At 35.0% G+C, this 14,257-nt stretch carries 12 protein-coding genes; 10 read left to right on the top strand and 2 right to left on the bottom strand.

The genetic code is table 11. The features are described from left to right. The first annotated feature begins 1,083 nt into the window (after positions 1 to 1,083). The 10 genes from atpB to groL all read left to right on the top strand — a co-directional run bounded on the left by atpB (position 1,084) and on the right by groL (position 10,501). The gene (gene atpB / locus HACICURV3402_RS00150; RefSeq protein ID WP_157992367.1) at positions 1,084 to 1,905 is read left to right on the top strand and encodes a F0F1 ATP synthase subunit A; all 822 of its coding nucleotides are present in this window, start codon (positions 1,084 to 1,086) and stop codon (positions 1,903 to 1,905) included. Between the two features lie 133 nt (positions 1,906 to 2,038). Then, complete coding sequence (gene atpE / locus HACICURV3402_RS00145; protein ID WP_157992874.1) at positions 2,039 to 2,281, top strand: F0F1 ATP synthase subunit C; 243 nt, start codon at positions 2,039 to 2,041, stop codon at positions 2,279 to 2,281. A gap of 106 nt (positions 2,282 to 2,387) precedes the next feature. Further along, positions 2,388 to 2,861, top strand: a complete 474-nt coding sequence (locus tag HACICURV3402_RS00140; RefSeq protein ID WP_157992366.1) for a F0F1 ATP synthase subunit B — start codon at positions 2,388 to 2,390, stop codon at positions 2,859 to 2,861. Further along, positions 2,861 to 3,406 carry a F0F1 ATP synthase subunit delta gene (locus HACICURV3402_RS00135; protein WP_157992365.1) on the top strand — a complete coding sequence of 182 codons (546 nt, stop codon included), beginning with the start codon at positions 2,861 to 2,863 and terminating at the stop codon, positions 3,404 to 3,406. The genes HACICURV3402_RS00140 and HACICURV3402_RS00135 overlap by 1 nt, the downstream gene beginning before the upstream one ends. A gap of 13 nt (positions 3,407 to 3,419) precedes the next feature. Beyond that, on the top strand, positions 3,420 to 4,961 hold the full coding sequence (gene atpA / locus HACICURV3402_RS00130) for a F0F1 ATP synthase subunit alpha (RefSeq protein ID WP_157992364.1): 1,542 nt from the start codon (positions 3,420 to 3,422) through the stop codon (positions 4,959 to 4,961). 54 nt (positions 4,962 to 5,015) lie between these two features. Beyond that, entirely contained in the window at positions 5,016 to 5,885 is an 870-nt protein-coding gene (gene atpG / locus HACICURV3402_RS00125; protein ID WP_157992363.1) for a F0F1 ATP synthase subunit gamma, read from the top strand. Between the two features lie 186 nt (positions 5,886 to 6,071). Beyond that, on the top strand, positions 6,072 to 7,454 hold the full coding sequence (atpD, locus tag HACICURV3402_RS00120; protein ID WP_157992362.1) for a F0F1 ATP synthase subunit beta: 1,383 nt from the start codon (positions 6,072 to 6,074) through the stop codon (positions 7,452 to 7,454). Between the two features lie 90 nt (positions 7,455 to 7,544). Continuing rightward, positions 7,545 to 7,997, top strand: a complete 453-nt coding sequence (locus HACICURV3402_RS00115) for a F0F1 ATP synthase subunit epsilon (RefSeq protein ID WP_157992361.1) — start codon at positions 7,545 to 7,547, stop codon at positions 7,995 to 7,997. A gap of 529 nt (positions 7,998 to 8,526) precedes the next feature. Further along, complete coding sequence (locus tag HACICURV3402_RS00110; protein WP_157991749.1) at positions 8,527 to 8,820, top strand: co-chaperone GroES; 294 nt, start codon at positions 8,527 to 8,529, stop codon at positions 8,818 to 8,820. A 43-nt stretch (positions 8,821 to 8,863) separates the two neighbouring features. Then, positions 8,864 to 10,501 (top strand): chaperonin GroEL, encoded by a 1,638-nt coding sequence (gene groL, locus HACICURV3402_RS00105; RefSeq protein WP_157992360.1) that lies wholly within the window; start codon positions 8,864 to 8,866, stop codon positions 10,499 to 10,501. A gap of 398 nt (positions 10,502 to 10,899) precedes the next feature. On the opposite strand, the gene ansA is transcribed toward groL, so the two are convergent. After that, positions 10,900 to 11,943 (bottom strand): asparaginase, encoded by a 1,044-nt coding sequence (gene ansA, locus HACICURV3402_RS00100; RefSeq protein ID WP_157992359.1) that lies wholly within the window; start codon positions 11,941 to 11,943, stop codon positions 10,900 to 10,902. A gap of 110 nt (positions 11,944 to 12,053) precedes the next feature. Then, positions 12,054 to 13,922, bottom strand: coding sequence for a signal peptide peptidase SppA (gene sppA / locus HACICURV3402_RS00095; RefSeq protein WP_157992358.1), 1,869 nt, complete (start codon positions 13,920 to 13,922; stop codon positions 12,054 to 12,056). Positions 13,923 to 14,257 lie beyond the last annotated feature (335 nt).

Below are 14,257 nucleotides of genomic sequence, written 5' to 3'. Positions count from 1 at the left end.
GCAATAAAAAAATTAAAAAATAATCTAATCAAGACACTTCTCTTTATATGATTAATTCATCAATCTAAAATTGAGTCGATATGCGTTAGTTAAGCTGAAAATATTGAAATTTACTAGCCTAATACCACTAATTATAGACTACATAGACAATAATCTTCTCAAAAATGGAAGAATTATTATTAATCACCCTCGCTTTACTGGATAAAGAGATTTGGAATTGAATGAATATAATTAGATTACCATTATCAAGATACAGACCACATCAAGATACAGACCACAAAAACAATATACACATTATTAATTAGATCAAACTAAACATTATTCAATTAATACCTTAAAACAAACTAAACAAATTCAATCGCTCTTTGCAAAAATACAGAAAAGAATAAATCATATACAAATCAGATGATAATCAAATCATCGATCCAACTTGATAACTTAGACAAGTAAGGTTCATATGAATTATGATAAAATAATTGAATTATGATAAAATAACATTTAACTTAGTACTTAAAAACGTCATAATAAACATTATCTTCTTGAATAAACAAACAATTTACTACTAATCACTATCTCAATACACAGTCTACATATAAAAATAATTGAGTAATACCTCTAATCTAGACTCTTCCTTCTGTTGAAATATAACAATAGTTAAAAAAATTATTCTATAAAACTTTACTAGTTTCAAATAGAGCTACTTTAAAACCGCTTCTAGCTGCATGAAATTAAATCTCACTTAAAAACTAGAACATACTTTGTTCTACTTAAAAAGTTTGTTATGCTTAAATTTTCGTCAAATATAATAATAGTTTCAGAAAAAAGAAATAATAATTGCTACACTAAAAACTAAATAAATAATAAATTATAAACTACTTATTAATAGACTTCTCAGAAACTATGGTTAAAAACCATGACTAATTATCTTTTAATGAGCTATAAAAAATAAAAAAATCAACATCGGAATTAAAGATTATTAATGCTTATTAATGATTGACTAGCATTTTATAAAAAGTATATTTATATTTTATTAGTCTGCATACTCAAATCAACTCACATCAATGACGCAGGGTAAGGTAAATCATGTCTGTAGAAGAACTCTCTACATCACCGAAGGAATACATTACTCATCATCTAGAACACCTTCGAATCAATCTGAATAATCTAAAAATTATGCATGCAAATGATGAAATAAGCACATTTTGGATTTTAAATATTGACTCCATATTTTTCTCTGTTATATTAGGTATATTTTTTTTGACTTTATTTCGTTATGCAGCTACATTCGCAACAACTGGTGTACCTGGAAGGTTGCAGGCTTGTATTGAATTAATAATTCATTTCATCGATAAAAACGTACGCGAAATGTACCATGGAAACAGTGCAATCATTTCTCCGCTAGCTTTAACTATTTTTGTCTGGGTCTTCCTAATGAATTTGATGGATATATTACCTATAGACCTCCTACCATCAATAGGAGAGCATTTCTTATTTCACCTTCCAGCATTAAGAATAGTCCCTTCTGCAGATGTTAATATTACCCTTTCTATGGCAATAGGAATATTTTTGTTAATGCTATTTTATAGTTTTAAAATAAAAGGAATAAGAGGTTTTAGTACAGAACTCATACGCAAGCCATTTACCCACCCAGTGTTCATTCCAATTAATCTTATTTTAGAAGGTGTTAGCCTTTTATCTAAACCTATATCTCTCGGTTTGAGACTTTTTGGTAACATGTATGCAGGAGAATTAATCTTTATCTTGATTGCAGGCTTACTTCCATGGTGGTCGCAGTGGCTACTCAGCGTGCCATGGGCAATCTTTCATATCCTCATTATTTCTCTTCAAGCATTTCTTTTTATGGTTCTAACGATTGTCTATCTTTCAATGGCATCCGAAGAATAAGAATATTGATATAATTTTATAAAAGAAATATAGCTCTATAATAATAAAAGAGTATATGATAATATAAAAGAGTATATGATTTAATATTAGTATTAATATTGTTTAAAAAAAATATAAAAACATGGAGATTATGATGGCAAACCTCAATATGGATCTACTATACATGTCTGCTGCTATTATGATGGGCCTTGCAGCTATTGGTGCTGCAATTGGTATTGGCATGTTGGGAGGGAAGTTTCTAGAAGGTGCTGCGCGTCAACCAGACTTAATACCACTACTCCGTACACAATTCTTTGTGATTATGGGTTTGGTTGACGCTATCCCAATGATAGCAGTAGGATTAGGATTATACATGATGTTTGCCGTTGTATCATAAACATCAATTTATGTAGTCTAGTTCTCTAACTTTACCACAATTAATAACGCCGCGACCCTAAATACAGAAAAAGGCAATAGTTTATTTTACTAGGAGGTGCCTTTCAATGGACATTAATGCCACTATCCTTGGCCAAGCTATCGCATTTATTGTATTTGTTGGATTCTGTATGAAATATGTATGGCCGCCACTAATGACCGCTATTACACAACGCCAGAAGGAAGTTTCTGACGCCTTCACTGCCGTCGAACATGCTAAAAAAGATTTAGAACTATCAAAACTTAACGTAGTTAACCAAATTCAAACAGCAAAAAATAACGCGCGGATTATTTTAGAGGAAGCATACGAAAATCGTGCACAGCTTTTAAACGAAGCAAAAGACTCCGCTATGCAAGAGCGTAAAAAAATACTTACTGAGGCACAAGCTATAATTCATAAAGAACGTCAACGCATGCGTGAGGAGTTGCGCCAACAAGTTACAGAACTTATTATGTCAGGAGTCCAACAAATAATAGAACGATCTTTGGATGAAGCAGAGCATGGGAATATCGTAAAAAAAATAATCGATGAGCTATCATAATGAAAAATAAAACTCTCGACTCAATGACACTAGCTCGTCCTTATGCAAAAGCAGCATTTGATTTTTCTATCAGACAAAACTGCCTGGACCAGTGGCAAAAAACATTAACATTTACTGCATTAGTGGTATCCTATCCATCGATTCAGACTCTAATATCAAAACCTCTAGCACCTTACGTTATATCGGACATTTTTATAAAAATATGTGGAGATCATCTAGATCACCATGTGCAAAATTTCATAAGGATATTGTCTGAAAATAAACGTTTATCGCTTCTTTCTAACATATTGGAGAAATTTATTCAACTTCGTACTAGATATGAGGCCATTATTGATCTGGAAGTATTATCTGCTAAAAAACTAAATGTTATGCAGATGAATAACATTCGAACAACTATGGAAAAACATTTATCCAGTAAAGTTAAAATCAATTATATAATTGACACATCGTTAATAGCCGGCCTTGTCATACGAATGGGTGACATAGTCATTGATGGTAGCATACGAAATCGAATTGAACAACTAACTAAAGTCCTTAAGTCTTAAAAGGAAAGAGTAAATGCAATTAAATGCCACTGAAATTAGTACATTAATCAGAGAACGTATTGCTCAATTTAATATCGTCAGCACAACTCACAACCAAGGAACTATTGTTTCTGTAAGTGATGGCATTATTCGCATACATGGCCTAACTGATGTCATGCAATCTGAAATGATCAGCCTTCCCAATGACTGTTATGCCATTGCACTCAATCTCGAACGCGACTCTGTAAGCGCAGTAGTGATGGGGATATATACTAATCTATCTGAGGGCATGATAGTTAAGTGCACAGGACGTATTCTCGAAGTGCCAGTGGGGTCTGGTTTATTAGGCCGTGTTGTTAATACTCTAGGAGAGCCTATTGACGGAAAAGGAAGTATTAACAATGACGGTTTTTTACCAATAGAAACCATTGCACCTGGCGTAATTGACAGAAAAATGGTTGACCAACCTCTCCAGACAGGATATAAAGCAATTGATGCAATGATTCCTATTGGACGAGGGCAACGCGAGTTAATCATTGGTGATCGACAAACTGGTAAAACCACAATCGCCATTGATGCAATAATAAATCAACGCAATTCTGGTATAAAGTGTATTTATGTTGCGATTGGTCAAAAATCATCTACTATTGCAAATATAGTTCGAAAACTAGAAGAAAATGATGCGATATCTAATACGATTATAGTTGCAGCTACTGCGTCTGAACCCGCAGCTTTGCAATATTTAGCTCCATACGCTGGCTGTACTATGGGCGAATACTTTCGTGATCACGGTGAAGACGTATTAGTGGTATATGATGACTTATCCAAACAAGCTGTTGCTTATCGACAAATATCTTTATTACTTCACCGACCTCCAGGTCGAGAAGCCTTTCCTGGTGATATTTTTTACTTACACTCTCGTTTACTAGAACGAGCTTCCCGCGTAAATGAAAATTATGTAGAACAAGTTACCCATGGCAAGGTAAAAGGAAAAACTGGCTCTTTAACAGTTCTGCCAATTATTGAAACGCAGACAGGAGATGTATCTGCCTTTATACCTACTAATGTAATCTCAATTACTGATGGTCAGATTTTCTTAGAAACTAGCTTATTTAATTCTGGTATCCGACCAGCAATTAATCCAGGAATCTCAGTCTCTCGAGTAGGTAGCGCAGCTCAGACTCCCATTATAAAGATATTATCTAGCGGAATTCGTACTGCTTTAGCACAATATCGTGAACTGGAAGCCTTCTCACAATTTGCTTCAGATTTAGACGAGGTTACTCGAAAACAATTGAATCATGGTCAAAAAATAACTGAATTACTAAAACAAAAACAACATCTACCGATGTCTGTGGCAGAGCAAAGCCTGATGCTCTTTGCTGCAGAGAATGGATTTTTAAATGACGTGAACCTACAAAACATAGGTGGTTTTGAGAAATCACTGCTAGAATACGCTCATTGTAAATACAGGACACTATTAACTAATATTAATGAATCTGGCAATTTTAATAATGAAATAAAAGAACAAATAAACCATCTATTAGAGCAATTTAAACAAAAACAATCCTGGTAAGATCCTCTATTGTTATATTCAGAGTATAATAAATAGGACCTTGCGGAGAAGCTTATGTCTAGCGCAAAAGAGATACGAAATAAAATCCTCTGTGTACAAAAGACACAAAAAATTACTAAAGCAATGGAAATGGTTGCAGCTTCGAAAATGCGTAAATCCCAAGAAAGAATGGCTATGAGCCGTCCTTACGCCGAATCTATACGAAAAGTGATTACCCATATCACTTCAGGAAATTTAGAATACAAACACCCTTACTTAAATATTCGCAATGTTAAGAGAAGAGGATATATAGTCATATCTACTGATCGTGGACTATGTGGAAGTTTAAATTTTCATCTCTTTAAAAAACTATTGATCCATATGAAGAGCTCGTATGATAAAAAAATAGAAAATGATCTAGCTATTATAGGATTAAAAGGAGGGGTGTTTTTCAGATCAATTGATGCTCATATAGTCGCTCAACTACATGGTATAAACGATAAACCAACTCTATCTGACTTAATAGGTCCTGTTCAGGCAATGCTGCATTTGTATAATAAACAGCGTATAGATCAATTATATCTCGTTAGCAACAAATTCATTAATACTATTTCTCAGTCCCCAGAAATAGTAAAACTACTACCTTTATCTCCTGAAGACAATTCTACTAATGTAATTTCAAACAAAACATGGGATTATCTATATGAACCTGATCCAAAAACTTTATTAGAAACATTGCTACAACGTTATATTGAGTCTCAAGTCTACCAATCTGTCGTAGAGAACTTAGCGAGCGAACAAGCAGCTCGCATGCTTGCAATGAAAACTGCCACCGATAACGGTGAGGATCTCATCAAAGAATTACAACTAGTATATAATAAAGCGCGACAAGCTGGTATTACTCAGGAATTAACCGAGATTATTGGAGGAGCCTCTGCTGTTTAACTCATAATTAAAAAAAACTCAAAATATAAAATATATAGAACAATCTTAAATAGATATCCAATCTATGATAAACTTCTCAACTATTTGAATAACTAATCCTAATCTTCTCACTAAGATATAACTGAATCAGATAAAATAAAATAAGATCACAATTAGAGGATTAATACATACATAGAGGATTAATAAATGAGTACCGGGAAAATTATTCAAGTAATCGGCGCAGTGGTAGATGTAGAATTTCCTCAAGAAACTATACCAAAAATATATAACGCACTTGAAGTCTATATTCGTCAAACACGCCTAATCTTAGAGGTACAGCAACAATTAGGCGGTGGGGTAGTTCGTGCTATAGCTATGGGTTCATCAGATGGATTAAAACGCGGTGTTACAGTATTAGATCTCCAGCATCCAATTCAAGTTCCAGTAGGAAGCGCGACACTTGGTCGAATAATGAATGTACTTGGCGAACCAATCGATATGAAAGGAAACATTGGTGCCAAAGAACGCTGGCCCATTCACCGACCCGCCCCTGCTTATTCAGAACAAACTAGCTCTCAAGAACTGCTAGAAACTGGAATTAAGGTGATTGACTTAATGTGTCCCTTTGCGAAAGGTGGTAAAGTAGGATTATTTGGTGGTGCGGGTGTAGGAAAAACTGTGAATATGATGGAGCTAATTCGGAATATTGCAGCTGAACACTCTGGCTTTGCCGTATTTACTGGTGTGGGTGAAAGAACCCGTGAAGGAAATGATTTTTATCATGAAATGATTGAATCAAAAGTAATTGATAAAGTTACGCTGGTCTATGGACAGATGAATGAGCCCCCCGGAAACCGTCTTAGAGTTGCTTTAACTGGTCTGACTATAGCTGAAAAATTTCGCGATGAAGGCAAGGAAGTACTATTGTTTATTGATAATATTTATCGCTACACTCTAGCTGGCACAGAAGTATCAGCACTCTTAGGACGTATGCCTTCTGCAGTAGGATACCAGCCCACGCTAGCAGAAGAAATGGGTACGCTACAGGAACGAATTACCTCAACACGCACTGGCTCCATTACATCAATTCAGGCTGTCTATGTTCCTGCAGATGACTTGACTGATCCATCCCCAGCTACAACTTTCTCTCATTTAGATGCTACTGTAGTACTCAGTCGTCAAATTTCTGCTCTAGGAATCTATCCAGCCGTAGATCCTTTAGAATCAACCAGTCGTCAACTAGACCCTCTTATTGTTGGACAAGAACACTACGATACAGCATGCGGTATTCAATCACTTTTACAACGTTACAGAGAACTAAAAGATATCATTGCTATACTTGGTATGGATGAGTTATCAGAAGAAGATAAGCTAGTTGTGACACGAGCTCGAAAGATACAACGTTTTCTTTCTCAACCATTCTTTGTTGCAGAAATATTTACTGGCGCACCTGGAAAATACGTATCGTTAACAGACACTATACGTGGATTTAAAGGTATAATGGAGGGTAAATATGATCATCTTCCTGAACAAGCTTTTTATATGGTAGGTGTGATTGACGAAGCATTAGAAAAGGCTAAGACGTTTTAATAAAATTAAAAAAAGAAAGAACCGCATGAGAGATATTCAAAATACTGCACTAAAGTACTACTACATCAACTTGATAAGAAGGAGCTTTCTATGACCCTAGGTTTTCAGTTGGACGTTGTTAGCGCAGAACTTCAAATATTTTCTGGTATTGTACAAAGCATCCAAGTCTCAGGAAGCGAAGGCGAGCTGGGTATTAGGCCCCACCATACCCCAATCTTAACAGCAATCAAACCAGGAATGGTTCAAATACTTAAAAAAAATGGTAAAAAAGAAATTATTTATCTCTCTGGTGGTATATTAGAAGTGCATCGTAATATAGTGATGATTTTAGCTGATTCTGCTATTCGGGGACATGACTTGGATGAACAACGCGTGGTTTCTGCAAAAAAAGAAGCTATGGAAATCATAAAAAAACATGATTGTGACAGCGACGTTCTAGAAGCATCTATCAAATTAACGAAAGCATTAGCACAATTACGTGTAATTGATATAATTAAAAAAGAAAGCATATATATCAAAAATCTAACCAATATTGTGCATTAAAATACCATGAAAGAATCTCTAAAGTGCAAAAAATAACAAATCTTCTTGTCAGTCCTCTAAAAAATTCCTACCTCAATCTGCATCAAGCAGATTTATACCTTAGTTTTAACGATTAATTGTAGGCTACATATACAAAAAATGGATTATAAGCTTCACTTGAGATAAAATCATAGTACTAATAGAAAAAATTCTAAAAATATCTCATAATCACCAATAATCTCAAGATCATTACTAATTACTTTCCTTATACTATAATAATTTATAAAGTGATTTTCTTATCATGGTTATAAAAGAACGTCCGGTTTAAAACTAATACATCATCCTCATATCTGAAGAACGCTACATCTTTACTCCAAGTTATATGTCATTACAATTAATGCTTCTTCTCCTCTAATCTAAACAAAAAAAATATTCATGACCCCTTGAAAGAATGCAAAAGTGACCATACTTATGATCATAAGAGAGTTATAAACCTATTGTTATCCTAATTTCTAATTTTCATTACATTGTACTCAGAGGAGAATTATAAATGAATATTCGCCCATTACACGATCGCGTAATAATAAAGCGTGAAGAAATTGAATCTAAATCGGCAGGAGGAATTGTATTAACTGGATCTGCAGCAGGAAAATCTACGCGAGGAAAAGTCTTAGCAGTTGGTAATGGACGTGTATTGGAAAATGGCAACATAAAACCATTAGATGTTAAAATAGGTGATATCGTTATTTTTAATGAAGGATATGCAGCAAAAACCGAAAAAATTGATAATGAAGAAGTTCTTATTCTTTCAGAGAATGAAATTCTCGCGATTATTGAGGCATAAAACACGCCATTGACGAAACTTAACTACATGGAGAAAACACAAAATGGCCGCTAAAGACGTCAAGTTTGGCAATGATGCTCGTGTAAAAATGTTACGCGGTGTAAATATATTAGCCGATGCAGTTAAGGTTACACTAGGACCTAAAGGTCGAAATGTAATCCTAGATAAATCTTTTGGTGCCCCCACCATAACTAAAGATGGGGTGTCTGTAGCTCGTGAAATCGAACTTGAAGATAAATTTGAAAACATGGGCGCACAAATGGTAAAAGAGGTTGCATCTAAAGCTAATGATGCCGCAGGTGATGGGACCACTACAGCTGCTGTTCTAGCTCAATCCATTGTAAATGAAGGACTAAAAGCCGTTGCAGCCGGAATGAATCCAATGGATCTAAAACGCGGTATAGATAAAGCGGTGATTGCAGCTGTTGAATCGCTTAAAAAACTGTCATCACCGTGTTCTGATGCAAAAGCCATTGCTCAAGTCGGTACTATATCTGCAAACTCTGATGAGACCGTAGGGGCGTTAATTGCAAAAGCAATGGATAAAGTCGGAAAAGAAGGCGTTATTACTGTCGAAGAAGGAACTGGTCTCCAGGATGAATTAGAAGTTGTTGAGGGCATGCAATTCGATAGGGGTTATTTATCTCCATATTTCATAAATAAACCTGCTACCGGTTCTGTAGAATTGGAGTCTCCTTTCATACTTTTATCAGATAAAAAAATCTCTAATGTAAGAGAAATGTTACCTCTCCTCGAATCAATAGCTAAAGCAAGCAAACCATTACTAATAATTGCAGAAGATATTGAGGGAGAAGCACTAACTACATTAGTGGTTAATAGTATGCGTGGAATTGTTAAAGTAGCAGCAGTTAAAGCACCTGGTTTTGGTGATCGACGTAAAGCTATGTTACAAGATATTTCTGTTCTTACAGGTGGTTCTGTAATTTCAGAAGAAATTGGGATGGAGCTTAAAAATACAGTTCTAGAGGATCTAGGTCAGGCAAAACGCGTTTTAATTAGCAAAGATACTACCACCATCATTGATGGTGCAGGAGATAAGCTAGCTATTTCAGGTCGAGTGACTCAAATTAATCAACAAATCAAAGAAGCCACTTCAGATTATGATAGAGATAAACTAAAAGAGCGTATGGCTAAACTTGCAGGTGGTGTAGCTGTACTCAAAGTAGGCGCAGCAACTGAAATTGAAATGAAGGAAAAAAAAGCACGAGTAGAAGATGCTTTGAATGCTACTCGGGCTGCAGTAGAAGAGGGTGTAGTTGCTGGTGGTGGTGTAGCTCTAGTACGAGTCGCTTCAGAGCTTTCAAGTCTTCGTGGTCAAAACGAAGATCAGAATGTAGGTATTAAAGTCGCCCTTCGTGCAATGGAATCTCCAATGCGTCAAATTGTTGCCAATACAGGAGCAGAATCATCTGTAGTAACTAATTCTGTAAAAGCAGGAGTAGGAAACTACGGTTATAATGCTCAAACGGAAGAGTATGGTGATATGATTGAACTAGGTATTCTCGATCCTACTAAGGTAACAAGATCCGCATTACAATATGCAGCTTCTATTGGGGGCTTAATGATTACCACTGAATGCATGATCACTGATCTACCTAAAGGTGAGACACCTGAAGCTGGACCAAGTGGAGGTATGGGTAACATGGGCGGAATGATGTAAGTTTGATTTTTTATCAAGCCCCCTTCTTTTTTTATCAACCCCCCCCTTCTTTAAGGGGGGGGTTGATTTTTTAATTCATACTTAACTTAATACGTCATACAGAAGAATTAACCAATATATCAACATTCCTCAATACAACTGTCATAAGATTATGAAGATAGAAAGTTGTTACAGACCCGTGTTGATAGACGAGACTAAACACTTCTAGTGACTGTATCTAAACCACTAAAAATCATAGCTAAAGTGAAAAAACTTAAAACTAAAAAGAATTATATTATTTTCTCTTTAAAAAAAAGACCGGAACCTTATTAAATTGACGATACAAAGCTATCCAACTATAAATTTTACCATATTTAATAAAATACATCCTATCCATTAATCACTTGTAAATAATTCATCTAGATATCAAAAAACTCACTATCTTCTGATACCTCAACTGTCAATTCACCACGTAAGTTCTTCTGCATAAGATCTCGAATCTCTTCACTAGTTAAGTTCTTGCTCAATAGATAATATAGCTTAGCTAAAGCCGCCTCTACACTAAGATCTGCCCCTCCAATCACACCCGCGCATGCCAATCTGTGTCCAGACATGTATCTTCTCATGTTAACCTTACCAGAAACACACTGTGTTACATTAACAACAACTACACCACGCTGAGTAGCACCCTTTAATTCATCTAAAAACTCTTTATTTTGAGGTGCGTTACCCATTCCATATGAGCGAATGATCAAAGCTTTCATAGGTTCTCTAGTAAAAGAACGCACTACTTGAGCAGACATACCTGGATAAATTGTAATAATTCCAATAGACTGTGAGAAAATAGGATGAACCACTAGCTCTCCTTCTGATAAAGGTAGAGACTGAGTATTAAAAACCCTAATCCTTGGACCTACTTCTAGTAGTGGTGGAAAATTAGGAGAAGCAAAAGCGTTAAAACGATCAGCATGCACTTTAGTGGTTCGGTTACCTCGATATAAGGTGTTATTAAAAAGTAATGTTACTTCATGAATTGGATACTTTGCAGCAATAAATAGCGCATTAATTAAATTATTTGTTCCGTCTGATCGGAACTGTTCCAGTGGAATTTGGGCTCCTGTTATAATCACTGGTTTTGTTAGATTTTCTAACATAAAAGAAAGCGCAGAAGCAGTAAATGCCATGGTATCTGTGCCATGTACAATAACAAATCCATCATATAAGTGGTAATTATGATAAATATCATCGGCAATCATTTGCCAATTTTTTGGTTTAATATCTGCAGAATCAATAAGAGGATGATATTCATTCATAGTAAAATTAGGCATAGTTACTTTGTAAGAATCCAACATATTATCTAGCTGATTTTTCAAATAACCTGATACCGGAATACAACCATTATGAGAATAATGCATACCAATAGTACCCCCTGTATATGCGACATAAATGGATTTTTTTTGCATTCGAGCTCTCAAAAATAACTGTCAAAAAATCTTAGCTATGAATGAACCCCTATCAGACACCCTCAGAGCGGTCTGTATAATCTTTTTATTTTTTTAAAAAAACTAAGTGTTTACTTTATATCACTACGACAACTGGTGCAAAGAGCATAATGATCCTTAGAATCATAAGGAAAATATCCTCCGAAACCAGATTTATTGCTTATCTCTTGGAAACCATCTAAGATTTGTGTTGATGAGCTCATTTGAAAAAAATGCATTAAAAGAGCTAGATTCGCAGGAATCTCAACTTCACTAAAAAACATATCTAGTAATCCTGGTCTATCTTTATACCAACTAATCTGCGGCTTAGTTAGTTGTGCTAACTCTGCAGCCTTCATTACTGCATCATCAAAATCACCTAATGCATCTACTAATCCATTATCTTTTGCTTCACGCCCAGTCCATACATGTCCCTGTGCTATCTTATCAACCTCAGTAATAGTTTGATGACGCGCTTTAGCTACTAAACTGATAAATCGTTGATAACCATGCTCTATACGCAATTGAATTATTTTCTGAACTTCTTTTGGTAAAGACTTAGTATTCATTACTTCAGCTAAACCAGATGTTGCCACTCCATCAACATGTATACCAATGGCACCTAATGAGTTCTCTATAGTATTCAATACGCTAAAAATTCCAATAGAACCAGTAATAGTATTTGGATCAGCTATAATGTAATTTGCTGGTATTGAAACCCAGTAACCACCTGATGCAGCTACACCCCCCATAGACACTACTACAGGTTTACCTGCATTCCGTGCAGCAGCTAACTCTTCACGAATACCTTCAGATGCTGTTGCAGTGCCTCCAGGGCTGTTAACACGAAATATAATAGCTTTTATTTTTGGATTGAGACGTGCTGAGCGAATTTCTAATATACTGGCTTCACTAGAAACACAACCTGTTTTAGTGTCACGATCCATAATAGCACCACTAACCATGATCACTGCTATATTATTATTATCACTACTGGTATTTTTAAGCTGGTAATCATAAATATTAATACCATGATAATTTTTTATCTCTTCATTCCATCCAAATACCTTTACCAAAGCCTTATCAACAAATGAGGGCGAAGCTAATTCATCCACTAAATGCATATCTTTAGCATACTGAGCAGAGTCACCGTGTAACTGTTCTAACCTATACACTTGCTCCTGTACGCTTGGAAAAATTTGTTGAATATCAAGATGTCGATTCTCAGCTAAAGTACATAAATAATTATGCCATAGCTCACCCAGCCATATTCTATCGATCTCACGCGCCTCTGATGACATATCATCGCGTAAAAAAGGTTCTACAGCAGATTTATATCTTCCTACACGAAATACATGAGAAGTAATTTTTAATTTCTTTAATAAACTGTGATAATACATGCTATTTGTAGAAAAACCATGCAAATCTACCTCCCCATCTGGAGACAAATAAATTTTATTAGCAAAGCTTGCAAGATAGTATTGAGCCTGACTATAACTAGATCCAATAGCAAAGATTGGTTTTCCACTGGTTCTAAACTCACGCAAAACTTTACCAACATAGTGTAATGATGGCTGATCGCCACCAGAAAAGTTATCTAAATCGAGTACCATGCCGGTAATCTTGGGGTCATCCTTAGCTTGACGAATAGTAGAAACTAGATGAAATAATGAATGTTCCTTAATGTTTTCACTATTATTGCCTAATATCTGTCGGCCTACCTTATTAAAGAACTTATGACTATTAGTCGGCTTATCGACTAACATACCACTCAGATTAACAATAAGGGCTCCTTTACTTAACTGAGAAATTGTATTAAGTTTTTCATACTGCATCCAAATTCCACAACATAAAAAAACTAAAAAAATACAAACAACATTTAAAATTACTTCACGTATCAAAGTTAAAACTCGCCAAATCGAGTGAAAAACTTTAATAATAACTTTCCATACCATATGCATTAGCTCTCCACCAATAACCTATATTGCTCGACGCGATGAGAAATACGAGCTGCTAAGTAATTAAAATTCATTATGCATTAACCTAATTATAGTGTAGCTTGATAAGATTTTTTTATCTTTGGAGCCAACATTTTTATGTAGAATGATAATAAGTTATATAACACTAGATGATAAAAATCACTATAGCAACTCTCTATTACTATCCATATATAATATTACCATTAATTTAAAGAAAAAATTAAAATATAAAAAAATTCAAGACCCAACAAATACCTAGTAATTCTAGAAAACATGGAATTTAAAGACTAATTAATAATTTATATGATTGCCGTTTA

The organism is Candidatus Erwinia haradaeae, assembly GCF_900698925.1.
Taxonomy (GTDB): Bacteria; Pseudomonadota; Gammaproteobacteria; order Enterobacterales; family Enterobacteriaceae; genus Erwinia_E; species Erwinia_E haradaeae_I.
Note: the sequence above shows the minus strand (reverse complement) of the source record. Positions and strands in the feature narration are given on the sequence as shown.